This window comes from Geodermatophilus sp. SYSU D00766 (assembly GCF_054049915.1).
On the sequence record NZ_JBJGYI010000015.1, the window covers coordinates 71470 to 95577 of the forward strand.

General features: G+C 74.9%; 19 protein-coding genes. 8 read left to right on the forward strand and 11 right to left on the reverse strand.

Annotated elements, in window-relative coordinates:
- Positions 1-93: 93 nt before the first annotated feature.
- Both ACI8AD_RS13225 and ACI8AD_RS13230 read left to right on the forward strand, forming a co-directional pair.
- Positions 94-1875 (forward strand): 3-hydroxyacyl-CoA dehydrogenase family protein, encoded by a 1782-nt coding sequence (locus ACI8AD_RS13225; RefSeq protein WP_456870990.1) that lies wholly within the window; start codon positions 94-96, stop codon positions 1873-1875.
- A complete protein-coding gene (locus tag ACI8AD_RS13230) occupies positions 1876-2187 on the forward strand; it encodes a hypothetical protein (RefSeq protein WP_456870991.1) in 312 nt (103 codons plus the stop codon). It begins immediately after the preceding gene.
- Here the strand turns inward: ACI8AD_RS13230 and ACI8AD_RS13235 are convergent.
- The 6 genes from ACI8AD_RS13235 to mce all read right to left on the reverse strand — a co-directional run bounded on the left by ACI8AD_RS13235 (position 2181) and on the right by mce (position 8189).
- Complete coding sequence (locus ACI8AD_RS13235) at positions 2181-2762, reverse strand: class F sortase (RefSeq protein ID WP_456870992.1); 582 nt, start codon at positions 2760-2762, stop codon at positions 2181-2183. The genes ACI8AD_RS13230 and ACI8AD_RS13235 overlap by 7 nt on opposite strands.
- 80 nt (positions 2763-2842) lie before the next feature.
- On the reverse strand, positions 2843-3709 hold the full coding sequence (locus ACI8AD_RS13240; RefSeq protein WP_456870993.1) for a DUF4397 domain-containing protein: 867 nt from the start codon (positions 3707-3709) through the stop codon (positions 2843-2845).
- A 101-nt stretch (positions 3710-3810) separates the two neighbouring features.
- Positions 3811-4740 carry a hypothetical protein gene (locus tag ACI8AD_RS13245; RefSeq protein ID WP_456870994.1) on the reverse strand — a complete coding sequence of 310 codons (930 nt, stop codon included), beginning with the start codon at positions 4738-4740 and terminating at the stop codon, positions 3811-3813.
- A gap of 59 nt (positions 4741-4799) precedes the next feature.
- Entirely contained in the window at positions 4800-6254 is a 1455-nt protein-coding gene (locus ACI8AD_RS13250; RefSeq protein ID WP_456870995.1) for a hypothetical protein, read from the reverse strand.
- A 73-nt stretch (positions 6255-6327) separates the two neighbouring features.
- A complete protein-coding gene (gene ccrA / locus ACI8AD_RS13255; RefSeq protein WP_456870996.1) occupies positions 6328-7659 on the reverse strand; it encodes a crotonyl-CoA carboxylase/reductase in 1332 nt (443 codons plus the stop codon).
- A gap of 89 nt (positions 7660-7748) precedes the next feature.
- Positions 7749-8189, reverse strand: coding sequence for a methylmalonyl-CoA epimerase (mce, locus tag ACI8AD_RS13260; RefSeq protein WP_456870997.1), 441 nt, complete (start codon positions 8187-8189; stop codon positions 7749-7751).
- Positions 8190-8401: 212 nt separating this feature from the next.
- Between mce and ACI8AD_RS13265 the strand changes: the two genes are divergently transcribed.
- The 6 genes from ACI8AD_RS13265 to ACI8AD_RS13290 all read left to right on the forward strand — a co-directional run bounded on the left by ACI8AD_RS13265 (position 8402) and on the right by ACI8AD_RS13290 (position 14786).
- A complete protein-coding gene (locus ACI8AD_RS13265) occupies positions 8402-9592 on the forward strand; it encodes an acetyl-CoA C-acetyltransferase (RefSeq protein WP_456870998.1) in 1191 nt (396 codons plus the stop codon).
- Positions 9589-10623 (forward strand): methylmalonyl Co-A mutase-associated GTPase MeaB, encoded by a 1035-nt coding sequence (meaB, locus tag ACI8AD_RS13270; protein ID WP_456870999.1) that lies wholly within the window; start codon positions 9589-9591, stop codon positions 10621-10623. The genes ACI8AD_RS13265 and meaB overlap by 4 nt, the downstream gene beginning before the upstream one ends.
- Before the next feature lie 40 nt (positions 10624-10663).
- On the forward strand, positions 10664-12130 hold the full coding sequence (locus ACI8AD_RS13275) for a phytoene desaturase family protein (protein WP_456871000.1): 1467 nt from the start codon (positions 10664-10666) through the stop codon (positions 12128-12130).
- Positions 12131-12266: 136 nt separating this feature from the next.
- A complete protein-coding gene (locus tag ACI8AD_RS13280; protein ID WP_456871001.1) occupies positions 12267-13160 on the forward strand; it encodes an endonuclease domain-containing protein in 894 nt (297 codons plus the stop codon).
- A gap of 86 nt (positions 13161-13246) precedes the next feature.
- A complete protein-coding gene (locus tag ACI8AD_RS13285; protein ID WP_456871002.1) occupies positions 13247-13780 on the forward strand; it encodes a MarR family winged helix-turn-helix transcriptional regulator in 534 nt (177 codons plus the stop codon).
- Between the two features lie 34 nt (positions 13781-13814).
- Positions 13815-14786, forward strand: coding sequence for a tetratricopeptide repeat protein (locus ACI8AD_RS13290; protein WP_456871003.1), 972 nt, complete (start codon positions 13815-13817; stop codon positions 14784-14786).
- A gap of 6 nt (positions 14787-14792) precedes the next feature.
- Here ACI8AD_RS13290 and ACI8AD_RS13295 read toward each other — a convergent pair whose 3' ends face one another.
- From ACI8AD_RS13295 to treS, 5 genes are all read right to left on the reverse strand, one after another.
- A complete protein-coding gene (locus tag ACI8AD_RS13295; RefSeq protein ID WP_456871004.1) occupies positions 14793-16187 on the reverse strand; it encodes a neutral zinc metallopeptidase in 1395 nt (464 codons plus the stop codon).
- Positions 16188-16272: 85 nt separating this feature from the next.
- Positions 16273-17658 carry a neutral zinc metallopeptidase gene (locus ACI8AD_RS13300; protein ID WP_456871005.1) on the reverse strand — a complete coding sequence of 462 codons (1386 nt, stop codon included), beginning with the start codon at positions 17656-17658 and terminating at the stop codon, positions 16273-16275.
- 191 nt (positions 17659-17849) lie between these two features.
- On the reverse strand, positions 17850-20702 hold the full coding sequence (gene glgB, locus ACI8AD_RS13305) for a 1,4-alpha-glucan branching protein GlgB (protein WP_456871006.1): 2853 nt from the start codon (positions 20700-20702) through the stop codon (positions 17850-17852).
- Between the two features lie 107 nt (positions 20703-20809).
- On the reverse strand, positions 20810-22213 hold the full coding sequence (locus ACI8AD_RS13310; protein ID WP_456871007.1) for a maltokinase N-terminal cap-like domain-containing protein: 1404 nt from the start codon (positions 22211-22213) through the stop codon (positions 20810-20812).
- Positions 22210-24072 (reverse strand): maltose alpha-D-glucosyltransferase, encoded by a 1863-nt coding sequence (gene treS / locus ACI8AD_RS13315; RefSeq protein ID WP_456871008.1) that lies wholly within the window; start codon positions 24070-24072, stop codon positions 22210-22212. The genes ACI8AD_RS13310 and treS overlap by 4 nt, the downstream gene beginning before the upstream one ends.
- Positions 24073-24108: the final 36 nt, after the last annotated feature.

Sequence of the window (24108 nt, forward strand, 5' to 3'; positions counted from 1 at the left end):
GAGGGCCCGGCCCTGCCTCCCCCTCGCGGGACCGGGGCGGGCCGGCGGAGTGAGAGACTGCTCGCCGACGATCCGTCGTGGAGGGATGGCAGCGTGGCCAGAGAACTGACCGAGGTCGGCGTGGTGGGCCTGGGCACCATGGGGGCGGGCATCGCCGAGGTCATGGCCCGCGCGGGCCTGTCGGTGACCGCCGTCGAGATCGACGAGCAGGCGCTCGACCGCGGCCGTGCCCACGTCGACCAGTCCACCGGCAAGGCCGTCGCCCGCGGCAAGCTGGAGCCCGCCGAGCGTGACGCCATCGTCGGGCGGATCCGGTTCACCACCTCGCTGGAGGACCTCTCCACCGCCGAGCTCGTGGTCGAGGCCGTCCCGGAGCGGATGGAGCTCAAGACCGACCTGTTCGGCAAGCTGGACAAGATCTGCCCGCCGGACACGATCCTGGCGACCAACACCTCCAGCCTGTCGGTGACCGAGCTGTCGGTGGCCACCGGCCGGCCGAGCAAGGTCATCGGGATGCACTTCTTCAACCCCGCGCCGGTCATGAAGCTGGTCGAGGTCGTGCGCACGGTCGTCACCGAGCCGGCGGTCGTCGAGGACGTCGAGGCGCTGGCCACCCGGCTCGGCAAGGTCGACGTCACCATCGGCGACAAGGCCGGCTTCATCGCCAACGCGCTGCTGTTCGGCTACCTCAACCACGCGGTCGCCATGTACGAGCACCGCTACGCCAGCCGCGAGGACATCGACGCGGCGATGCGGCTGGGCTGCGGCCTGCCGATGGGCCCGCTGGCGCTCATGGACCTCATCGGCATCGACACCGCCTACGAGATCCTCGACACGATGTACAAGCAGTCGCGCGACCGGCTGCACGCCCCCAGCCCGGTGATCAAGCAGATGATGACCGCCGGCCTGCTGGGCCGGAAGTCCGGGCGCGGCTTCTACACCTACGCCGCCCCGGGCTCGGCCGAGGTCGTCCCCGACGAGCGGACGCCGTCGGCGGGCAGCGTCACCGCGGGCGCCCGCCCGGTCTCGACCGTCGGCGTCGTCGGCTCGGGGACGATGGCCACCGGCATCGTCGAGGTCGTCGCCAAGGGCGGCTACGACGTGCTGGTGCAGGCCCGCTCGCCGGAGAAGGTCGAGGCGGTGCTGACGGCGCTGCGGCGCTCGCTGGACAAGCAGGTCGCCCGCGGCCGCCTCGACGAGGACGCCCGCGACGCGGTGCTCGGCCGGGTCCGCGGGACGACGTCGCTGGACGACCTCGCCGACCGCGACCTGGTGATCGAGGCCGTCGTCGAGTCGCTGGCGGTCAAGCAGGCGCTGTTCGCCGCGCTCGGTGAGATCGCCAAGCCCGGCGCGGTCCTCGCGACCACCACCTCCAGCCTGCCGGTGATCGAGTGCGCCAAGGCCAGCGAGCGCCCGGCCGACGTCGTGGGGCTGCACTTCTTCAACCCCGCGCCGGTGATGAAGCTGGTCGAGGTGGTCAGCACCATCGCCACCGCCCCGGAGGTCGCGGCCACCGCCCACGCGGTCTGCGCGCAGCTGGGCAAGCACGCGGTCTCCTGCGCCGACCGCGCCGGGTTCGTCGTCAACGCGCTGCTGTTCCCCTACCTCAACGACGCGGTGAAGATGCTCGAGGCGCACTACGCGACCGCCGACGACATCGACGCCGCGATGAAGGTCGGCTGCGGCTACCCGATGGGGCCCTTCGAGCTGCTCGACGTCGTCGGCCTCGACGTGGCGCTGGCGATCGAGCGGGAGCTCTACACCGAGTTCCGCGAGCCCGGCTTCGCCCCGGCGCCGCTGCTCGAGCACCTGGTCACCGCCGGGTACCTGGGCCGCAAGACCGGCCGCGGGTTCCGGGACTACTCCGGCCGCTGAGTGGCCCGGCGGGGACGACGGGCCGGCGGGGGGCGGCCGGGGAGCCGCCCCCCGCTGTCCGCTCGCCCCGAGCAGGTCGAGGAGGCCGGCGACGGCGACTGGGTCGTGCGGTCGCTGACCGGCGCGGCCAGCACCAAGCCCTACCGCTGCCCCGGCTGCGACCAGGAGATCCGGCCCGGGACGCCGCACCTGGTGACCTGGCCGGCCTACGCCCGCGACTCCGACCTCGACCCCTGGGACACCGACTCGGCGGCCGACCTGCGCCGGCACTGGCACCGCGCCTGCTGGCGCGCCCGCGACCGCCGCTACTGAGCCAGCCGCGCGAAGACGACGACGTTGTCCACGTAGCTGTGCGCCGTGCGGTCGAAGTCGCCGCCGCAGGTGACCAGCCGCAGCTGGGCGTCCGGTGTCGGCCCGTAGACCCGCCCGGTCGGGAACGCGCCCTTGGGGTGCCGCTCGACGGCGGTCACGGTGAAGCGCGCGGTGGTGCCGTCGGAGCGGTCGACGAGCACCTCGTCGCCGTCGGCGAGCCCGGCCAGCCGCGCGAAGACCGCCGGTCCCCGCGCCGAGTCGACGTGTCCGGCCAGCACCGCGGGGCCGACGTCTCCCGGGGCCGGGCCGGCGGCGTACCACCCGGCCACGGCCGGGTCGGCCGGCGCCGCGAGGGCGCCCGCGGCGTCCAGGCCCAGCTCGACCAGGGTGCTGTCCACGCCGGCGGCCGGCACCCGCACCCGCAGGGGTACCGCGCCGCCGGCCGCCGGCTCCGCGGCGAGCACCACCGGGCCGGGCACGGACGCCGGGGCCGACGTCGCCCGGGCGGGGGGCGGCGACCCCGGGACGAGCAGCCAGACCGCGCCGGCGACGAGCGCCAGCACGGCCACGACCACGCCCGGCAGGACCGCCGCGCTCCGGTGGCGGGTCCGGTACCGGGACCCGCGCCGGGGTGCCCGGTGGCGGGCCGGCGCGGTCACCGGCCCCGGACGGCGGCGTGCCTCGGCCGGGCGGCCGCGCGTCGCCGGGTCGCCGCGAGGAGTCCCGCGCCGGCCGCCAGCGCCCCACCCGCGGCGGTCAGCACCACCGGCAGCGACGGGCCCTCGGCGGGTGCGGTGCCGCCGGCACCGGCCTCCACGCCGCCGCTCGGGACGACGGCGGGGCCGGCGGCGTCGAGCACGGCCCGCACGGTCAGGCCGCCGCCGGGCCGGTCGAGCACCAGCACGCTGTAGACCGAGCCCGCGGCCGTCTCGACCGGCAGGTCCGTGGCCTGCCCGCCGCCGGGGGTCACGGTGAGGCTCGTCGTCCCGGCGGGGACGTCGACGTAGCCGGTGGTGTCGGCGAAGGCGACGTCGTCGGCCACCTGCTGCCCGCCGGCCACCGCGACGTCGAGGGTGGGCGCCGTCGACGCGGCCGCGACCACCCGCAGCCGCGATGCCCCGGCCGCCGGGGGCGTCAGGTCGTCCTCGAGGACCTCGAGCCCGACCTCGGCGAACGGTCCGACGCCGGCCACCGTGCGGGCGGTGCCGTCGGTCACCTCGACCGTCGTCGACAGCACCGGAGGCGCGTCCGGCGCGGCGCCCGCGGCGCGCATGCTGATCGCGTAGGTGCCGGCCGGCACGGTCTGGTAGTCCGACACCGTGCCATAGCCGACCGCGCTGAACACCTGACCGGCGGCGGGGTCGGCGACCGAGTCGACGTAGACGTCGACCGCGGGTGTGTCGGGGGACAGGTGCGCCAGCCGCAGCCGGCCACCCTCCTCCGCGCTCGCCGCGGACAGCGGCAGCCCGGCCAGCGCGGCGGTCAGTGCCGCCACGATCAGGACGCGACCGGTCCTCGTCACTCGTGCCTCCCCCGTGTCGAGACCCGGCCGGCGGGGTCCGCACCGCGGCCGGGACGTCCCACGTCTACCCGCTCGCCCGCGGGCGCGCACGCCGGGGTCGGTCACCGGGTGGCGTCGGCGACCAGGGCGTCGGGGTCCGGGGCGTAGCGGTAGGAGACCAGCACGCCGTCGTCGGTCACCTGGACGTCGTCGGGCCGGAACGGCGGTCGCTGGGCCGCCAGCCAGGCCCGCAGCCGGTCGGTGGCGGCCGGGTCGTCGGGGACCGCGGCGCCCCCGACGGCGTCGACCAGCACCCGGCGGGCCGGCGTGGTGGCGTCCTCCTCGCCGGGGAGGACCGGGAAGGCGGCGACGCCGACGCCCTCCCGGGCGGCGAGCGCGGCCAGCAGGCTGAGCAGCCGCAGGTCGACCTCGCCCGACCGCAGGACCTCGGCGGCCTCCGGGTCGGCGACGGTGGTCGGGTTGGCCAGCAGCGCCTCGGCCAGCGACCGGCGCCGCTCGAGCTGCTCGGCGGTCGGCTCGCCCGGTCGCGGGTCGACCACGAGGAGCTCGCCACCGCCCGGCCGGTCGAAGCGCGCGACCACCCGCGAGCCCGGCGGAGCCGCACCGGTCACGGCGAGCAGGCTGCCGGACGCGACGCCGGCCTCGGCGGAGCGCAGCCGGTCGGGCGGGACGCCGGCGGCGGACAGCTCCTCGCGGACGGCGTCGGGAGCGGCCAGGTCGGTCGTCGGCGGCAGGGCGGCGGGCAGCCACGCGGCCGGCGTGCCGGGCTCCCCGGCGGCGGGTGCAGGAGCGGTGGTCCCCGGCCCGTCGGCCGGGGCGCCGGCCAGCCGGGGGACCAGCGCGGCGGCGGCGACGAGTGCGGCCAGCGCCAGGAGCGCGCCGCGGAGGAGTGGACGCAGCCGGGTGGACCGGTCGCGGTGCCGGGCGCGGTGCCCGAGGCGGGGGAGCGCCGGTGCCGGCGTGCCGTCGGGGTCGGCGTGGCGCGGTCCGCCCGCCGGACCGGGGCTCTCCGGTCCGGCGGCGTCAGGCACGCGTCCTGCCTACCGTGCCGCGGCGCGGCCCGCGCGCGGGCCGCGGTCTGCCGTGGGTGTCAGCGGCGCCCGGGGACGGCCGGCTGCCCGCCGGTGTCCTGCTGCCCGGCCGCGGGCTGCACCAGCGTCGGCGGGTCCGCCGGGCGCTGCTCCTGCCCGGCCGGGCGCTCGCCCTCGGGGACGCGGGTGGACCCGCCGGCGTGCCGTCCGTCGTCCTGGCCGCTGGTGTGGACCGGGCGGATGGCCTGGGTGCGCTCCGGGGAGGTGGAGTCCGGCTGCTGCGCGGCCGGCTGGGTGGACGGCGCGCGGGTCGGCTGACGGGCGGCCGCGGCCTCCCCGGCACCGGCGGCCGGCGTCTCGACGGTGCGGGCGTGCGACGGCGGGTGCGATGCGCCCTGCTGGCCGCCGCCGGGGACCCCGACGCCGGGCTGCACGGCGGTCTGCGGACCCACCGCGGGCTGCATCCCCGTCTGCGGCCCGGCGACCGGCTGGACGGCGGTCTGCGGCCCCACGGGCTCCCGGCGCGGCAGCCGCACCTCCTGGGTCGCCCCAGGCCGCGGCGGCTGGCTCTGCTGGGGAGGCTGGCCCGGCTGGGCCTGGCTCTGCTGGGGAGCCTGACCCTGCTGCGGCTGACCCTGCTGCGGCTGACCCTGCTGCGGCTGACCCTGCTGGCCCCCCTGGCCCGGCTGCGGGGCCGCCGGACGCGGCTGCGGCCGGTCGGCCAGGTCGGGCAGGGCGCCGAGCACCCGGCGCGCCTCGACGAGCCGGCCGGTCAGCTCGTCGCGGATCCGGCGGATGGCGGCGGCCGAGGCCTCGGCCTCCCCGACGACGCGGGCCGCGTGCGCCTCGGCCGCGGCGACCCGGTCCTGCGCGGCCTGCACCGAGGCGCGCTCGCGCTCCTCCTCGATGCGGGCGGCCTCCATCCGGCGGGCGCGCTGGGCGATCTCGAAGTCCTCCTCCGCCTTGGTGCGGCGGGCCTGGGACTCCGCCTCGAGGCGGGCCACCTTCTCCTGGGCCTTGGCGACGAGCTCGTCGGCGCGGATCTGCGCCTTGGTGGCGATCTGCTCGGCGTTCTGGCGGGCCTCGGCGAGCATCCGCTCCACCTCGGCCTGGCCGGCGGCGTGCCGCTCGAGCATCGCCCGCTCCTCGGCGGCGGTCTGCTCGCGCAGCGCGCGCGCCTCCTGCTCGGCGGCGCCGCGGATGTCGGCGGCCTCCTCCTCGGCCAGCCGGAGCATGTGCGAGATGCGCTCGCTCATGTTCTCGAAGGTGGCCGGCCCGGAGGTGGCGGCCTTGCGGCGCAGCTGCTCGATCTCCCCGTGCATCGCCGACAGCTGGCCGGCGAGGTCGCCCGCACGGCCGACGGCGGCGTCCCGGTCGGCGAGGGCGACCCGGATGTCGGCCTCGAGGCGCTCGATGGTCTCGGCGACCTGGTGGCGGTCGTAGCCCCGCAGCACCACGTCGAACGAGTGCTGGGCCTCGCGCATCGGCAGCAGGTCGCGGCGGGGATCGGTCATGCGGCCATCCTCGCAGAGTCCGGGAGTGTCGTCAGCGTGTCCGGCGGACCGCGCGGTCGGCTCCCCGCGGGGATCACACGCCCCGGAAGCGGTTGATCGCGGACAGGTGCCGCTCGCGCTTCTGCGCGTCCTTGACCCCGAGGCCCTCCTCCGGGGCGAGGGTCAGCACACCGACCTTGCCCTGGTGCAGGTTGTGGTGGACGTCGTAGGCGGCCTGGCCGACGTCGGCCATCGCGTAGGTGCGCGACAGGGTGGGGTGCACGAGGCCCCGGTCGATGAGCCGGTTGGCCTCCCACGCCTCCTTGTAGTTGGCGAAGTGCGAGCCGACGATCCGCTTGAGGTTCATCCACAGGTAGCGGTTGTCGTAGGAGTGCATGTACCCGCTGGTGGAGGCGCAGGTGACGATGGTGCCGCCCTTCTTGGCGACGTAGACGCTGGCGCCGAAGGTCTCCCGGCCGGGGTGCTCGAAGACGATGTCGACGTCGTCCCCGCCGGTCAGCTCCCGGATGCGCTTGCCGAACCGCTGCCACTCCTTCGGGTCCTGGGTGTCCTCGTCCTTCCAGAACCGGTAGCCCTCGGCGGAGCGGTCGATGACCAGCTCGGCGCCCAGGGAGCGGACGATGTCGGCCTTCTCGGGGCTGGAGACGACGCAGACGGGGATGGCGCCGCCGTTGAGGGCCATCTGGGTGGCGTAGGAGCCCAGCCCGCCCGAGGCGCCCCAGATGAGGACGACGTCGCCCTGCTTCATGCCCGCGCCGTTGCGGGACACCAGCTGCCGGTAGGCGGTGGAGTTGACCAGCCCGGGCGCGGCCGCCTCCTCCCAGGACAGGTGCGCCGGCTTGGGCATGAGCTGGTTGCTCTTGACCAGCGCCAGCTCGGCCAGGCCGCCGAAGTTGGTCTCGAAGCCCCAGATCCGCTGCTGAGGGTCCATCATCGTGTCGTCGTGGCCGGCCGGGTCCTCCAGCTCCACCGACAGGCAGTGGGCCACCACCTCGTCGCCGGGCCGCCACTTGTTCACCCCGGGGCCCACCCGCAGGACGACGCCGGCCAGGTCGGAGCCGACGACGTGGTAGGGCAGGTCGTGCCGCTTGGTCAGCGGGTTCTGCCGGCCGTAGCGCTCGAGGAACCCGAAGGTGCTCACCGGCTCGAAGATCGACGTCCAGACGGTGTTGTAGTTCACCGAGGACGCCATCACGGCCACGATCGCCTCGCCCGGGCCCAGCTCGGGGGTGGGGACCTCCTCGACGTGCAGCGACTTGCGGGGGTCCTTCTCCTTCGTCGGCATCCCCGCGAACATCTCCTGCTCGTCCTTGCGGACGACGACCGCCCGGTAGGACTCCGGTACCGGCAGCCCGCCGATGTCGGCCAGCTGGTCGGCGAGGATGGCGTCCCTGATCGCGTCCACGGATCACTCCCGGGTCTTGGTCGGCTCGGAGGGCGGTGCTGCGGTACGGGTGGTGCGGCGGCAGGTTACCGACCGGTAACCGCCGGCGTTCAGGAGGCGGGGCGGGCGGGCTCGACGAGTTCCACGAGCACGCCGCCGGCGTCCTTGGGGTGCACGAAGTTGACGCGGCTGCCCGACGTCCCCCGCCTCGGGGCGTCGTAGAGCAGCCGCAGGCCGCGTTCGCGCAGCGTGGCCGCGGCCGCCTCGACGTCGTCGACCCGGAAGGCCAGCTGCTGCAGGCCAGGGCCGGAGCGGCCGATGAACCTCGCGATCGTCGACTCGGGCGTGAGGGGCGCGAGCAGCTGGATGCGGGTCTCGCCGTCGCCGACAGCGAGCATCGCCTCGCGGACGCCCTGCTCCTCGTTGGTCTCCTCGTGCACCGAGCGCACGCCGAAGGTCCGCGCGTAGAAGGCGATCGCCTCGTCCAGGTCCGGGACGGCGATGCCGACGTGGTCGACGGTGGTGAACAGCTCGGCGGGCAGACCGGTCATCGGGCCATGATGGCGCAAGACGTCTGAGACGACTCACGGGTGTGGTGCGCATCACGTCGCCGGCCTGCCTCCCCGGGCGGGCCCGGCCGGGCCGTCGCCCCGGTTGGAGAATCGATCTATCCTCGCCGCAGGCCCTGTCACCGCCCTGCGATCCCCGCGGGCGCGACCCGACCCGTCGCCGCCAGCGTCGGCGGCGCGCTCCAGGAGGCAGCATGTCCCGCTCGGTGATCGTCAGCGGCGCCCGGACCCCGATGGGCCGGCTGCTCGGCTCGCTCAAGGACTTCTCCGCGGCCGACCTCGGCGGCGTCGCGATCAAGGCGGCCCTCGAGCGGGCGGGCATCGGCGGGGACCAGGTCGAGTACGTGATCATGGGCCAGGTGCTGCAGGCCGGCGCCGGGCAGAACCCCGCCCGCCCCGCCGCAGTCGCCGCCGGCATCCCGATGACCGTCCCGGCGATCACCGTGAACAAGGTCTGCCTGTCCGGCCTGAGCGCCATCGCGCTGGCCGACCAGCTCATCCGCGCCGGCGAGTTCGACGTCGTCGTCGCCGGTGGGCAGGAGTCGATGACGCAGGCGCCGCACCTGCTGCCCAGCGGCCGCACCGGCACCAGGTACGGCGACGCCCGGCTCGTCGACGCGATGGCCCACGACGGGCTGACCGACACCTTCGACCAGGTCGCCATGGGCGCGCTGACCGAGCAGGCCAACGACCGCTACCGCCTGACCCGCGAGGAGCAGGACGCCTTCGCCGCGGAGAGCCACCAGAAGGCCGCCCGCGCGGGCAAGAACGGGATCTTCGACGAGGCGATCACCCCCGTGCTCGTCCCGCAGCGCAAGGGCGACCCGATCGAGTTCCGCGACGACGAGGGCGTCCGCGCCGACACCACGGTCGAGACCCTCGCGCGGCTCAAGCCGGCCTTCGCCAAGGACGGCACCATCACCGCCGGCACCGCCTCGCAGATCTCCGACGGCGCCTGCGCGGTCGTGGTCATGAGCGCGGAGAAGGCCGCGGAGCTGGGCATCACCCCGATCGCCGAGATCGGCGCCCACGGCGTCGTCGCCGGGCCCGACGCGACCCTGCAGAGCCAGCCCGCGCGCGCGGTCCGGCGGGCCTGCGAGCGGGAGGGCATCGCCCCCGAGGACCTCGACCTGGTCGAGTTCAACGAGGCCTTCGCCGCCGTCGCCCTGGTCTCCACCCGCGAGCTCGGCCTCGACCCGGACAAGGTCAACCCCAACGGCGGGGCCATCGCCCTGGGCCACCCGATCGGCATGAGCGGCGCCCGGATCGTGCTCGACGTCGCGCTGGAGCTGCGCCGCCGCGGTGGCGGCGTCGGTGCCGCCGCGCTGTGCGGCGGTGGCGGGCAGGGCGACGCGCTGATCCTGCACGTGCCCGCTCCCGCGTGACGCCCGACGGCCACGTCCTGGCGGGCGCGGCCGTCGCGACGCCCGGCCCCGCCTCCCCGCGTGGGAGGCGGGGCCGGCGCGCGGTCGACGTCCCCGATCTGGTCGCCCGCGCCCGCGACGGCGAGGCCCGCGCGGTCGCCCGGCTGATCTCGCTGGTCGAGGACGCCGGCCCCGCGCTGCGCGACGTCGCCGCCGCGCTGACCCCGCACACCGGCTCGGCCCAGGTGCTGGGGCTCACCGGCGCGCCCGGCGTCGGGAAGTCCACGACGACGACGGCGCTGGTGCGCGCGCTGCGGGCCGCCGGGCGGCGGGTCGGCGTGCTCGCCGTCGACCCGTCCTCGCCCTTCTCCGGCGGGGCGCTGCTCGGCGACCGGGTGCGCATGCAGGACCACGCCGGCGACCCCGGTGTCTTCATCCGGTCGATGGCCTCCCGCGGGCACCTCGGCGGGCTGGCGTGGGCGACGCCGCAGGCGCTGCGGGTGCTCGACGTGGCCGGCTGCGACGTCGTCCTGGTCGAGACCGTCGGCGTGGGGCAGTCCGAGCTGGAGGTCGCCGCGCTGGCCGACACCACGCTCGTGCTCGTCGCGCCCGGGATGGGCGACGGCATCCAGGCGGCCAAGGCCGGGATCCTCGAGATCGCCGACGTGTTCGTCGTCAACAAGGCCGACCGCGACGGCGCGGACGCGACGGTGCGCGACCTGCGCTACGCGCAGTCCCTGGGCGGGCGGCACACCGGGCCCGGCGCCTGGCGGCCGCCGATCGTGCGCACGGTGGCCTCGCGCGGCGACGGCGTGGACCGGCTGCTCGACGAGGTCGAGGCGCACCGCCGGTGGCTCGCCGACTCGGGGGAGGGCGCCCGCCGCCGCACCGAGCGGGCCGCCCGGGAGATCGAGGCGATCGCGCTGACCGGGCTGCGGGAGCGGATCGGCGAGGTGCGCGGGTCGGCGGCGCTGGCCGCGCTCGCGGAGGCGGTGGTGGCGGGGGAGACCGACCCCTACCGCGCCGCCGACCGGCTCCTCGCGCAGCTCTGAGCCCCCGCGGGCAGACTGACCGGGTGAACGGGGTCTGCCGATGAACGGGAAGCCGGACGCCGTCGTCGTCGGGTCCGGGCCCAACGGGCTGGCCGCGGCGCTGCGGCTGGCGGCCGCCGGGCTGCGGGTGCAGGTGGTCGAGGCGGCGGACCGGCCCGGCGGCGGGATGCGCACTGAGGAGCTCATGCGGCCGGGCTACCGGCACGACGTCTGCTCGATCGTGCAGCCGATGGCCGCGGCGTCGCCGTTCTTCCGCGAGTTCGACCTGCCCAGCCGCGGCGTGCGGCTGGTGCAGCCGGAGGTCAACTACGCCCACCCGCTCGACGGCGGCCGCGCGGCGGTCGCGTACCACTCGCTCGAGGAGACCGCGGACGGGCTGGGCCGCGACGGGGCGTCCTACCGGCGGCTGTTCGAGCCGCTCGTCGAGCACGGCCAGGACGTCGTCGACTACTTCCTCAACAGCCGGCTGCGCCGCCCGCCCACCCGCAGCGTGCCGCAGATCGTGCACTTCGGGCTCAACGGGCTGCCGAACGTGAGCTGGCTGGCGCGCCGGTACTTCGAGACCGAGGAGGCCCGGGCGCTGCTCGGCGGTGCCGCGGCCCACGGCATGCTCGACCTGAGCCAGCCGCTGACCTCCGCACTCGGGATGCTGCTGACGATGCTCGGCCACCACGTCGGCTGGCCGCTCGTCGAGGGCGGGTCGCAGAACCTCGCCGACGCCATGGTCACCGCGCTGGAGCAGCAGGGCGGCGAGGTGGTCACCGGGCACCTGGTCACCGACCTGCGGGAGTTCGACGGCGTCCCGGCGGTGCTGCTCGACACCACCCCTGAGGCGTTCGTCTCGATGGCCGGCGACCGGGTCAACGAGGGCTACCGGCGGTGGGTGCGGCGCTACCGCCACGGCGCCGGCGTCTTCAAGATCGACTGGATCCTGTCCGACCCGGTGCCGTGGACCCACCCCGACGTCCGGCGGGCCGGCACCCTGCACGTCGCCGGGACGCTGGAGGAGACGATCGCCGGCGAGCGGGCCCCCAACCAGGGGCGGACCACCGACCGCCCGTACGTGCTCGCCGTCCAGCCGACCGTGCCCGACCCGACCCGCGCCCCCGCCGGCGGTCACGTCTTCTGGGCCTACGTGCACGTCCCGCACGGCTCCGAGGTGGACATGACCGCGGCCATCGAGGACCAGATCGAGCGCTTCGCGCCGGGGTTCAAGGACACCGTGGTCGAGCGGGCCACGAAGAACGCCGTCCAGATGGAGGCGTGGAACCCGATGTACCTCGGCGGGGACATCTCCAACGGCCAGGCGACCCTGCGGCAGATGCTCTTCCGCCCGGTGCCGCGGTGGAACACCTACAAGACGCCGGTGCCGGGGGTCTTCCTCGCCTCGTCGGCCACCCCGCCCGGGCCGGCGGTGCACGGCGCCTGCGGGGACAACGCCGCGCAGGTGGCGCTGCGGGAGGTGTTCGGCGTCCGCGGGGTGCCCCGCCTCCGCCCCGCCGCCTGAGGCTCGCCACCCGCCTGTCCCGCCGAGTGGTCACCAGCCGTGGTCTCCCACCGGGGATGACCACTGCTGCTGACCACTCGGTGCGTCCTGTGGACGCCCGCGGCGGCACGCGGCTGCTTCCGGGCAGGCTGCGCCGGTGCCCAGGCCACCCCGCCGACCGCCGGAGCTGCGCGGCCGTGTCTTCCGCGGGTCCAGCGTCGTCTCGGCCGGACTGCTCACGGAGAACGAACTGCGCGGACCGGCCTGGCGCCGGGTCTTCCGCGACGTCTACGCCTGCACCACGGTCGACCTCACGCACCGGCTCCGGGCCCGGGCCGCGGCGGTCCTCGTGGTGCCGGGCGCCGTCGTCAGCGGCAGGAGCGCGGCGGTGCTGCGGGGACCGGACCTGGCCGGACCGGCCGATGACGTCGAGCTCACCGTCCCGCCCGACCGGTCCCGCGTCCGGGTGCCGGGGATCCGGGTCCGCCGGGCCGCGCTGACCGGGGACCAGGTCACCCGCCGGTCCGGCGTGGCGGTCACCACCGCTGCGGCGACGGCTGTCGCCGTGGCCGCCTCCGGTCCGTTCGAGGAGGCGGTCGTCGCGCTCGACCGGTTCGTCGCGGCGGGCGTCGTCGACCTCGCGACCATCCGTCACGCCGCCGCGACGGCGACCGGTCGCGGGTGCCGGCAGGTCCGGGCGGCGGCGGCGCTCGCCGACGGCCTGGCCGGTTCGCCGCAGGAGACCCGCCTGCGCCTGCTGGTGCACCGGTCGGGGCTGCCGCGGCCCGTCGCGCAGTTCACCGTCCGCGACGACCGCGGCTTCGTGGCTCGTGTCGACCTCGCCTGGCCCGGACACCGGCTCGCGGTCGAGTACGACGGCCGCTGGCACGGCGACCCGGCGCAGTTCGTGGCCGACCGGCGCCGGCTCAACCGGCTGACCGAGGCGGGGTGGCGGGTCCTGTTCGTCACGGCCGAGGACCTGCGCCGTCCGGCCCGCCTCGTCGCCCGGATCGCCGCGGTGCTGGCCGCTCAGCAGCGAGTGGTCGGCTGACGTGGTCGGGGACCCGTGGTGGCCCCGGCGGGTGACCGGTCGGCGCGGACACAGGCCGCGCGCGGGGGGCAGGTAGCGTCGGGCGCATGGTCCGGGCGCTGGGGCTGCCGTTCGACCCGATCGAGCGGGCCGGGGAGACCTGGGAGCAGCGCTTCGGCCCGGCGTCGGCGATGCGCGCCGCGACGTCGGTGTTCCGGGTGCAGCAGATCCTGCTCGCCCGCTTCGACGAGGTGCTCCGCCCGCACGGGCTGACCTTCGCCCGCTACGAGGTGCTGGTGCTGCTGACCTTCAGCCGCACCGGGCAGCTGCCGCTCAAGGTCATCGGCAGCCGGCTGATGGTGCACCCGACCAGCGTCACCAACGCCATCGACCGGCTGGTCGCGGCCGGCTACGTCGACCGGCGGCCCAACCCCGCCGACGGGCGCGGGGTCCTCGCCGGCATCACCGACCGCGGCCGCGCGGTGGTCGAGACGGCCACCGCACAGCTCACCGCGCTCGACTTCGGTCTCGGCGACCTGCCCGACGCCGAGCAGGAGACGCTCTTCGCGCTGTTGCGGCGGGTGCGGCTGGGCGCCGGCGACGTCGCGGACGTCGATCCGGCGCCGTCCGCCGAGGGCTGACACCGCGCCCGCCCGCCGGTGGGATCATGGGGGCATGCAGCCCACCCGTCCCGGACGCCCCGACCCGCGCGCGCAGGCCCAGCAGGCGCAGCTGGCCGCCTCCCTCGCCGGCGCGGTCGACCTCGCCGCCGTCAAGGCGCGCTCGGAGGCCGCCGCGCGCGCCCAGGCCGCTCCGCCGCCGAGCGCCGCCGCCCCGGCCGGCGCACCGGGCTCGGCGGTCGTCGACGTCACCGAGGCCACCTTCCAGACCGAGGTCCTCGACCGCTCCTTCCAGGTGCCGGTCGTGCTCGACCTGTGGGCCGAGTGGTGCGGCCCCTGCAAGCAGCTCTCCCCGGTGCTCGAGCGGCTGGCCGCCGAGGGCGGCGGCTCGTGGGTGCTGGCCAAGGTCGACGTCGACGCCAACCCCGCGCTCGCCCAGGGCCTGCGCGTGCAGGGCATCCCGGCGGTCAAGGCCGTCTGGCAGGGCCAGCTCGTCGCGGAGTTCACCGGCGCCATCCCCGAGGAGCAGGCCCGCCAGTTCGTCACCGAGCTGGTCCGCGCCACCACCGGCGGCGCGGTCCCCGGGGCCGGTCCCGACGCCGAGGACGAGGGGATGGACGACCCCCGGCTCGACGCCGCCGAGGCCGCCCTCGACCGCGGTGACCTCGAGGCCGCCGAGGCCGCCTACGCCGCGATCCTCGAGACCGAGCCCGACCACCCGGTCGCGGGGCTGGCGCTGCGCCAGGTCCGGCTGATCCGCCGCGCCGAGGCCGCCGGCCCCGGTGCGGTCGCCGCCGCCGACGCCGCCCCCGACGACGTCGAGGCGCAGACCCGCGCCGCGGACTTCCAGCTCGGCACCGGCGACGTCGAGGGCGCGTTCACCCGCCTGGTCGACGTCGTCCGCCGGACCGCCGGTGACGACCGCGACCGCGCCCGCCAGCACCTGGTCGAGCTGTTCGACGTGGTCGGGCCCGAGGACCCGCGGGTCGTCGCCGCCCGCCGCCAGCTCATGGCCGCGCTCTACTAGGCCGCATCAGACCCCGACGTCGCAGGACCCCGCGCCGTTGAGGAAACCGGCGCGGAACAGGTCGACCAGCTGGAAGCCGGTCAGCTCGACGTCGGCGAGCACGTCCGGGTCGTTGCCGTACTCGAGCAGGAACTGCACGCTCTCGTCGATGTCGCCGGGGGAGATCCGCACACTCTGCAGCTGGTTGTTGTAGACCTGCGCGGAGTACCAGCCGGTCAGGCACACGGCCGACTGCAGTGCCGCGGTGTCGTCGGTGGACAGGCCCAGCTGGTCGCGGGCGGCCAGCGCGTAGGGGATCGCCACCCCGGTGACGACGGCGAAGTCGCCGAGCTCGTAGACCTGGTCGGCGAACCGCTCGTCGTAGGCCACCAGCCCGTCGCCGTCCCCGCCGTCGGGGCAGAAGACCAGCGCGACGTCGGCGGGGGCGCAGCCCGGCGGACTCGTGGTGCCCTCCAGCTGCGGCTCGGTGAACTGCGCGTCGAGCACCTCGGTGAACGCGCGGCTCCAGAACTCCGGCAGCGAGGTCTCGATGAGGCTCAGGGTGTCGGGGAAGGAGGCGTTGCCGCCGGTGGCGAAGTCCTGGTCGCTGGTGAACTCGCCCTGGGTGAAGACCCGGTCGGGGCCGAAGTCGTCCCGGCAGGCCGTGGCGCCGTCGTCGAAGCCCTCCTGGAAGGCCGAGACGCGGTCGAAGTAGGAGCCGTGCGCCTGCTGCTCGCCGGTGCCGGTGCCCACCGGGTCGCGCAGCAGGAAGTAGCCGCGCAGCAGCTGGTCGAGGTCGTCGGTGTCGATCGAGGAGAACTCGGCGTCGCCGGCGGTGACCCACGCCGTCCACGCCCCGGCCATGCAGTCGGCCTGCGTCTCGGTGGCGATCGAGGTCTGCGGGTAGCCGACGCGGGCCTGGACGGCGTGGCCGTACTCGTGCGCCATCACCAGCTGGGGCAGCACCTCGCCGTAGCGCGCGGCGAGCTCGCCGAGGAAGGCCCGGTCGTAGCTGATCGAGTCGGAGTTGGGCGCCTCCTGCGAGGAGCAGTAGAAGGCGTTGTTCTCCAGCTCGCGCGGGTCGGTGCCGCAGCCGATGCCGTCGGGGTAGAGCGAGGGGTCGACGTCGTCGGGATCGACGCTGAAGTAGCCGCCGGTCAGCGGGGGGAACTGCTGCCCGTACACGTCGGGGAAGCTCTCCGACCAGAAGGTCTGCAGGTCGGCCAGCGCGTTGCGGGCGAGGGTGTCGATCGGCCCGTCGGTGGCGCCGACGATCCGCAGCGTCCCGTCGTCGACCGACTGGGTGGGCATCCCCTGGGAGCGGGGGGTGCCGACGACGACGAACGAGCACGCCGACGTCACGAGGACGCCGAGGGTCAGCAGCGCGGCGAGGGCGCCCCGGACTGGCGCGGTGTGGCTCATCGGAGCCGCTCCTACCCGGGCGGGCGCGCTCCGAACGCCGACGGCGCCCGCGCCCTGACCAGGGCACGGGCGCCGTCGTGCGGGCTCAGAGGCCGATGTCGCAGCCGGCGCCGCCGTTGAGGAAGCCGTTGCGGAAGGCGTCGACCATCTCGAAGCCCGACAGCTCGGTGTTCGGGAAGACGCCGTCCTCCTGCCCGTAGGTGAGCAGGAAGATGGCCGCCTCGTCGACGTCGCCGGGGGAGAGGCTGCCGAGCTGGTCGAAGTCGCCGGTCCAGAACCGGGCGGTGTACCAGCCGGTCAGGCACACCGCCGAGGAGATCGCCGCGGCGTCGTCGATGGGCAGGTCCAGCTGGGCGCGCGCCGCCTGGGCGTAGGCGACGGAGATCGCCGCGGCGACGCCGAAGTCGCCGATGTCGTCGTAGGCCGACCCGAGCAGCTCGGCGTCGAGGTAGACGGTGTCGTCGGCCTCGCAGTAGCCCAGGTCGCGGTTCTCCGCGCCCATGTCGCCGCAGTCGGGGGCGTCGCCCTCGAAGGTCTCGATCGCCGGCTCGGTGAACTGCGCGCCCAGGCCCGGGAACACCGACTGGTAGAACGCCGGCAGGGTGGAGGCGACCAGGTCGCCGATCTCGTCGGCGGGCAGGTTGCCGGCGTTGTCGAGGTCGTCCTGCGTCGTGAACTCGGTGGCGGTGAACAGCCGGTCCTCGGTGAAGTCGTCGCGGCAGGAGCCCACGCCGCCCTCGTAGCCGGCGTAGAAGGCCGACATCCGGTCGAAGCCGGAGCCGTGCGCCCGCTGGTCGTCGGGGTCGGTGCCGACCGGGTCGCGCAGCCCGATGACCCCGAGGACGACCTGGTCGAGCTCGGCGGCGCGCAGCGCGACGTGGTCGGCGTTGCCGTCGATCACCCAGCGGGTGAAGGCGCCGGCCAGGCAGTCGGCCTGGGTCTCGACGACGATCGTCGAGTCGGCGAAGCCGAACCGGCCCTGCATCGCGTGGCCGATCTCGTGGGCCATGACCGCCGGGCCGAGGTAGGGGCCGTACGCGTCGCTGAGCTGCTGCAGCAGCGCGCGGTCGTAGGCCACGACGTCGCAGTTGGGGTCGTAGTGGGCGTTGTTGGCCACGCCCTCGGGGTCCTCGGGCGCGCGGGCGCAGCCGATCCCGGTGTCGGGGTAGGCCGACTCGTCGATGTTCGTCGAGTCGACGGAGAAGTAGCCGCCGGTGATCGGCTGGTACTCCTCGCCGAAGTACTCGGGGTAGGCCTGCGACCAGAAGGTGTCCAGGTCGGCGAGGGCGTTGCGCGCGAGCCGGTCGGCCTCGGTGTCGGCGACGCCGGTGATCGGGAAGTCCGCGGAGGTGACGTCGACCGGCACGTCCGGGCCGCGCGACGCGGTGCCGGAGACGGTGCTCGTGCAGCCGGTGAGCAGCACGCTGCCCGCCGCTGCCGCGACGACGACGCGGCGCAGGACATGCCTCATCTGAGCTGGTGTTCCTTCTCTGCCGGGGTGCCGGCACCCGGGGAGCGGGTGCCCGTGGGCCGGTCCGCGCCACCGGGGGCGGCGCGGAGCCGGGCCATGATGCACGGACGGGGCAGGGGGCGGAACAGGTCTGCGCACGGCGACGGCCGGGCCACTCCCCAGAGGAGCGGCCCGGCCGTCGGCGGTCTGACTCAGCCCTCGTGCAGGAACCAGACGGTGCCCAGCGGCGGAGCGGACACGGTGGCCGAGAACGGCTGGCCGTGCCAGGACTCCTCGACGGCCTCGACGCCGCCGTAGTTGCCGACGCCGGAGCCGCCGTAGCCCTCGGCGTCGGTGTTGAGCACCTCCCGCCAGCGGCCGCCGCGGGGCAGGCCGATGCGGTAGCCGTGGTGCGGGGTGCCGGAGAAGTTGCAGACGACGGCCAGCACCTGACCGGCGGTCTGCCCGCCGTCGGGGGTCTCGCCGCCGGCGCCGGCCTCCGCCGCCTGGGTGCGGGTGGGGACGTCGGCCACCTTCGGCCCGCCGTAGCGCAGGAAGGTGAGGACGTTGCCCGACGCGTCGTTGGCGTCGATCCACTGGAACCCGGCCGGGTCGACGTCGAGCGACCACAGCGCCTCGGTCTCGCGGTAGCGGGCGTTGAGGTCGGTGACCAGCTGGAGCACGCCGCGGTGCGCGGGGTCGTCGAGGTGCCACCAGTCCAGCGAGCGGCTCTCGGCCCACTCGCCGTCCTGGGCGAACTCCGAGCCCATGAACAGCAGCTGCTTGCCCGGGTGGGCCCACATGTAGGCCAGGAAGCCGCGGACGCCGGCCAGCTGCTGCCACCGGTCACCGGGCATCTTCCGCAGCAGCGAGCCCTTGCCGTAGACGACCTCGTCGTGGGAGATCGGCAGCACGTAGTTCTCGGAGTAGGCGTACATCATCGAGAACGTCAGCTGGTTGTGGTGGTAGCTGCGGTGCACCGGCTGCCGGGAGACGTAGGACAGCGAGTCGTGCATCCAGCCCATGTTCCACTTGAACCCGAAGCCCAGGCCGCCCAGGTGCGTGGGCCGGGTGACGCCGGGCCAGGCGGTGGACTCCTCGGCGATGGTGACCACGCCGGGCACCTCGCGGTAGACGGTCGCGTTGACCTCCTGCAGGAACGACACCGCCTCCAGGTTCTCCCGCCCGCCGTACTGGTTGGGCACCCACTCGCCGTCCTCGCGCGAGTAGTCGAGGTAGAGCATCGAGGCGACGGCGTCGACCCGCAGCCCGTCGATGTGGAACTCCTGGCACCAGAACAGCGCGTTGGCGACGAGGAAGTTGCGCACCTCGGTGCGGCCGAAGTTGAACACGAACGTGCCCCAGTCCGGCTGCTCGCCGCGGCGGGGGTCGTCGTGCTCGTAGAGGGCGGTGCCGTCGAAGCGGCCCAGCGCCCACGCGTCCTTGGGGAAGTGCGCCGGCACCCAGTCGACGATGATCCCGAGACCGGCCTGGTGGGCCCGGTCGACGAGGTAGCGCAGGTCGTCGGGGTGGCCGAAGCGCGAGGTCGGGGCGTAGTAGCTGGTGACCTGGTAGCCCCAGGAGCCGCCGAAGGGGTGTTCGGCGACCGGCAGGAACTCCAGGTGGGTGAACCCGGCCGCGACGGCGTAGTCGACGAGCTCGTCGGCCAGCTGCCGGTAGGACAGCCCCTGCCGCCAGGAGCCCAGGTGCACCTCGTAGATGCTCATCGGCCGCTCGTGCCAGCCGCCGCGCGCCCGCTCGGCCAGCCACGCGTCGTCGTTCCACTCGTAGTGCGACTCGGTGACGACCGAGGCGTTGTGCGGCGGCACCTCGGTGGCGAAGGCCATGGGGTCGGACTTCTCCCGCCACACGCCGTCGGCGCCGAGCACGTGGAAGCGGTAGCGGCTCCCGACCGGGACGCCCGGGATGAAGATCTCCCAGACGCCGATCGACCCGAGCTGGCGCATCGGGTAGAGCCGGGCCTCCCAGTAGTCGAAGTCGCCGGTGACCTTCACGCCCTGGGCGTTGGGCGCCCACACCGCGAAGGAGACGCCCTCGACGGTGCCGCGCGGGGTGTCGTAGCGGCGCACGTGGGCGCCGAGCACGTCCCACAGCCGCTCGTGGCGGCCCTCGCCGACCAGGTAGCGGTCGATCTCGCCGAGGGTGGGCAGCCAGCGGTAGGGGTCGTCGACGGGGAAGGTGTCCGCGCCGTAGGCCACCTCGAGCCGGTAGTCGCCGGGCTGCGCCGGCAGCCGGGCCTCGAAGATCCCGCGGGGGTGGATCTGGCGGGCCTCGTGGCGGGCGCCGTCCTCGGCGACGACGACCACACCGGACGCGTCGGGCCGCAGCGCCCGCACGACCCAGCCGTCGCCGGAGGGGTGGGCGCCGAGGACGCGGTGCGGGTCGCGCGACCAGCCGTCGACGATGGCGCGCAGGTCCTCCTCGGAGACGGCGTCGGCCGGGACCGCGGCGCCCTCCCCGCCGGCCCCGGAGGCCGGCCCGCCGTCCTCGGCGGGTGCCTGCGGCGCGGTCACCGGCGTCGGCTCGGGCTCCGACACGGGCGCGCCGGTGGGCGAGCCGGGCTCGGCGATCGGCGCGGGGGCGACCACCGGCGCGGTCGTGCCGCCCTGCTCGGCGACGACGTCGGCGGTGGGCACGGCCGCCGTGTCGGCCGCGGTCCGCTGGGCGGGGGTGCGCTTGCGGGTGGCCTTCACCGGGGCCTCGCCCTCGGCGGCCTTCCTCGCGGTCCGCTTGGCGGTCTTCCGCGGGGCGGCGGGCTCGGCGGCGCCGTCCCCTGCGGCGACGGCGGTGGTCGCCGCGGCCGTCGTCGGGGTCGTCGTCTTCTTCGCCGGTGCCTTCTTCGCCGGTGCCTTCTTGGCCGGTGCCTTCTTGGCCGCCGCCTTCTTCGCCGGGGCCGCGTTCACGACCGGCTCGCTCTCGGCCGCCTCGGCCTGCGCGGCCCGCTCGTCGACCACCCGCTGCAGTTCCTCCTTGGAGGCCGGCGCCTCGGCGGTCTCGTGGGCGGTGGGCGTGCCGGGAGGGGGTGTCGAGTCGCTCGTCGTCATCGTCGCTTGCCGTCCTCTGCCGTCGTCTCGTGCCGTCGTCTGGTCCGCGGGTGCCGTCTCCGGGAGGTGCGCCGTGCGGTGTCGTGCTGTCGTCGTGCGGGTGGGGCTCAGGACTCCCCGGCGGTGAGCCGGGACAGCGACTGCAGCGGGATCATGAGCCAGTTCGGCCGGTTGCGCGCCTCGTAGACGCACTCGTAGACCGCCTTGTCCGCCTCGAACGCGCGCAGGAGAGGGGAGTCCCCGCACGGGTCCAGCCCGCTCGCCGCCGAGTAGCCGGTGCAGAACGCGCCGCGGTTGCGCACTGCCCACTCCTGGGCCCGGTACGCGCGCTGGGCGTCGTCCGGTTGCTCCACCAGCATGTGACGTGCGGCGTAGTCGAAGCTGCGGAGCATGCCGGCGACGTCGCGCAGCGGGCTGTCGAGCTGCCGGCGCTCGGCCAGCGGGCGGGCCGGCTCGCCCTCGAAGTCGAGCACCACCCAGCCGGTCGCCGTCCGCAGCACCTGGCCGAGGTGGAGGTCGCCGTGCACCCGGTGGCGCAGCACCTCCTCAGGGCTGTCGGCGACGGCGGCGTACACCTTCCGCAGCGCCGCGACGTGCTCCTCCAGCTGCGGGACGACGCCCAGCGCCGCCTCCAGCCGCTCGGTCATGCCCCGGGCGGTCGCGGTGAACCACTCGCGGTCGGCCGGCGCGGTCGGCAGCACCCGCGCGAGGTCGGCGTGCACCGACGCGGTGGCCGCGCCCAGCCGCTCGCTGTCGGCGGCGAAGTCCCCGCCCACCTCGTCGGCGTGCAGGTCGCCTTCGGCGTAGAGGTCGCGGACGCTGGCCGTGGCCAGCCGCCACCCGTCGCTCGCGCCGCGGACGAAGGTCTGCAGCATCGCCACCGTCGCGGGCTCCACCGACGGGTCGGGGTCGTCGATCTCGACGTACCCCAGCAGCGGGGCGATGTGCGGGTTCTCCGTGCGGCGCAGCGCCTCGCCGATCTCCACGTCGGGGTTGAGCCCGGGCTCGAGCCGGCGGAACAGCTTGAAGATGGCGTCCTGGCCGTAGACCAGCGAGGTGTTGCTCTGCTCGGTGGACACGATGTCGCCGGGCACGCCCTCGGGGATCGGCGCGGGGTCGGTCTGGCTGCCGGCCGGGTGGAAGTGCATCGGCCCGACGGTGGCGGCGGCGGTCAGGTGGGTCAGCCACGGCGTCGTCGCGTCGCGGTCGCGCATCGCGTCGTAGGCGTAGTTCTCCCGGTCGGCGCCCTCGGCGTCCTTGGCCGGCACCGCCCCGATGAACGCCGCGCTGAGGTCCTCCTCGGGGTGCGCGCGCCAGGACAGCGGCACGAGATAGGTCTCGACGGCGCCGTCGGTGTAGGTGACGCGCACCCGGTGCACCGAGAGCACCGGCTCGGCGCGGGAGAGGAAGAAGCCCTCCTCGCTGACGTCGGCCCACTCCCGGCCCTTGCCGCCGAACCAGCGCTGGTGCGGCATCCAGTCCCGCAGCACCTCGGCGAGGGCCGTGCTCATCGGGCACCTCCGGTGCTGTCGTCGTCGGTGCGCGTGTCGCTGTCACCGGGGATCTGCTCGGCCTCGTTGACCAGCCCGGAGGCCAGCAGCGAGTCGGCCAGCGGGCTGCTGTCGGTGCCGGCCGCGGCCTGCTCCTCCACCTGCTCCTCGACGTGCTCGGCGGCCGGCTCCTGCGGGCGGGCCAGCTCGAACCAGTAGAAGCCGTGCCCGGCGAGGGTGAGCATGTAGGGCAGCACGCCGATCTGCGGGAACTCCACCCGGCCGGTCAGCTCGATGGGCGTGTACCCCTCGAAGCGGCGCAGGTCGAGCTCCACCGGCTGCGGGAAGCGGGAGAGGTTGTTGACGCACAGCACGATGTCGTCGCCGAACTCGCGCACGAACGACAGCACCGTCGGGTTGCGCGAGCCGACCTCCTCGTAGGTGCCCAGACCGAAGGTCGGGTGCTCCTTGCGGACGGCGATCATCCGGCGGATCCACTGCAGCATCGAGTTGGTGTTGCGCAGCTGCGACTCGACGTTGGTGGTCTGGTAGCCGTAGACGGGGTCGGCGTTGAGCGGCAGGTACATCCGCTGCGGGTCGGCGGTGGAGAAGCCGCCGTTGCGGTCCGGGGTCCACTGCATCGGCGTGCGCACGCCGTCGCGGTCGCCGAGCCAGATGTTGTCGCCCATGCCGATCTCGTCGCCGTAGTAGAGGACCGGCGAGCCGGGCAGGCTCAGCAGCAGCGCGTTGAACAGCTCGAGGGTGTTGAGGTCGTTGTCCAGCAGCGGCGCCAGCCGGCGGCGGATGCCGATGTTGGCCTTCATGCGGGGGTCCTTGGCGTACTCCGCCCACATGTAGTCGCGCTCCTCGTCGGTGACCATCTCCAGGGTCAGCTCGTCGTGGTTGCGCAGGAAGATGCCCCACTGGCAGTTGTCGGGGATCGGCGGCGTCTGGGCCATGATCTCCGAGATCGGGAACCGCTGCTCCCGGCGTGCGGCCATGAACAGGCGCGGCATCACCGGGAAGTGGAAGGCCATCTGGCACTCGTCGCCGTCCTCGCCGAAGTACTCGACGACGTCGGCCGGCCACTGGTTGGCCTCGCACAGCAGCACGCGGTCGGGGTAGTCGGCGTCGACCACCTTGCGCACGTGCTTGAGGAACTCGTGGGTGCGGGGGAGGTTCTCGCCGTTGGTGCCCTCCTCCTCGAACAGGTAGGGGACCGCGTCGAGCCGGAAGCCGTCGATGCCGAGGTCCAGCCAGAAGCGCAGGGCGTCGATGATCGCCTCCTGCACCGCCGGGTTCTCGAAGTTGAGGTCTGGCTGGTGGGAGAAGAAGCGGTGCCAGAAGTACTGCTTGCGGACCGGGTCGAACGTCCAGTTCGAGCTCTCGGTGTCGACGAAGATGATCCGCGCGTCGGCGTAACCGGTGTCGTCGTCGGCCCACACGTAGAAGTCGCCGTAGGGGCCCTCGGGGTCGCTGCGGCTGGCCTGGAACCAGGGGTGCTGGTCCGAGGTGTGGTTCATGACGAAGTCGATGATCACGCGGATGCCCCGGGAGTGCGCCGCGGACAGGAACTCCTCGAAGTCCTGGATGTCGCCGAACTCCGGCAGCACGGCGGTGTAGTCGCTGACGTCGTAGCCGCCGTCGCGCAGCGGGGAGGCGAAGAACGGCGGCAGCCAGAGGCAGTCGACGCCGAGCCACTGCAGGTAGTCGAGCTTGTCGATCATGCCGCGGAGGTCGCCGATGCCGTCGGCGTTGCTGTCGGCGAAGCCGCGGACGAGCACCTCGTAGAAGACGGCGCGCTTGTACCAGAGGGGGTCGGTGCCGCGCGCCGGCAGCGCGGAGCCCGTCTGGGTCGGGTCGGGCACGGGGAGCGTCATCGGTGCGGGTCGTCCTCGCGTGTGGGTGGTCCGGGG

What these genes read in the sequence shown, in the direction of transcription:
- ACI8AD_RS13250 (WP_456870995.1), bottom strand. Translation starts at nt 6,254, where the DNA reads ATGACCGATCCCCGCCGCGACCTGCTGCCGATGCGCGAGGCCCAGCAC.
- mce (WP_456870997.1), bottom strand. Translation starts at nt 8,189, where the DNA reads ATGACCGGTCTGCCCGCCGAGCTGTTCACCACCGTCGACCACGTCGGC.
- ACI8AD_RS13265 (WP_456870998.1), top strand. Translation starts at nt 8,402, where the DNA reads ATGTCCCGCTCGGTGATCGTCAGCGGCGCCCGGACCCCGATGGGCCGG.
- ACI8AD_RS13275 (WP_456871000.1), top strand. Translation starts at nt 10,664, where the DNA reads ATGAACGGGAAGCCGGACGCCGTCGTCGTCGGGTCCGGGCCCAACGGG.
- ACI8AD_RS13285 (WP_456871002.1), top strand. Translation starts at nt 13,247, where the DNA reads ATGGTCCGGGCGCTGGGGCTGCCGTTCGACCCGATCGAGCGGGCCGGG.
- ACI8AD_RS13290 (WP_456871003.1), top strand. Translation starts at nt 13,815, where the DNA reads ATGCAGCCCACCCGTCCCGGACGCCCCGACCCGCGCGCGCAGGCCCAG.
- ACI8AD_RS13295 (WP_456871004.1), bottom strand. Translation starts at nt 16,187, where the DNA reads ATGAGCCACACCGCGCCAGTCCGGGGCGCCCTCGCCGCGCTGCTGACC.
- ACI8AD_RS13300 (WP_456871005.1), bottom strand. Translation starts at nt 17,658, where the DNA reads ATGAGGCATGTCCTGCGCCGCGTCGTCGTCGCGGCAGCGGCGGGCAGC.
- glgB (WP_456871006.1), bottom strand. Translation starts at nt 20,702, where the DNA reads ATGACGACGAGCGACTCGACACCCCCTCCCGGCACGCCCACCGCCCAC.
- ACI8AD_RS13310 (WP_456871007.1), bottom strand. Translation starts at nt 22,213, where the DNA reads ATGAGCACGGCCCTCGCCGAGGTGCTGCGGGACTGGATGCCGCACCAG.
- treS (WP_456871008.1), bottom strand. Translation starts at nt 24,072, where the DNA reads ATGACGCTCCCCGTGCCCGACCCGACCCAGACGGGCTCCGCGCTGCCG.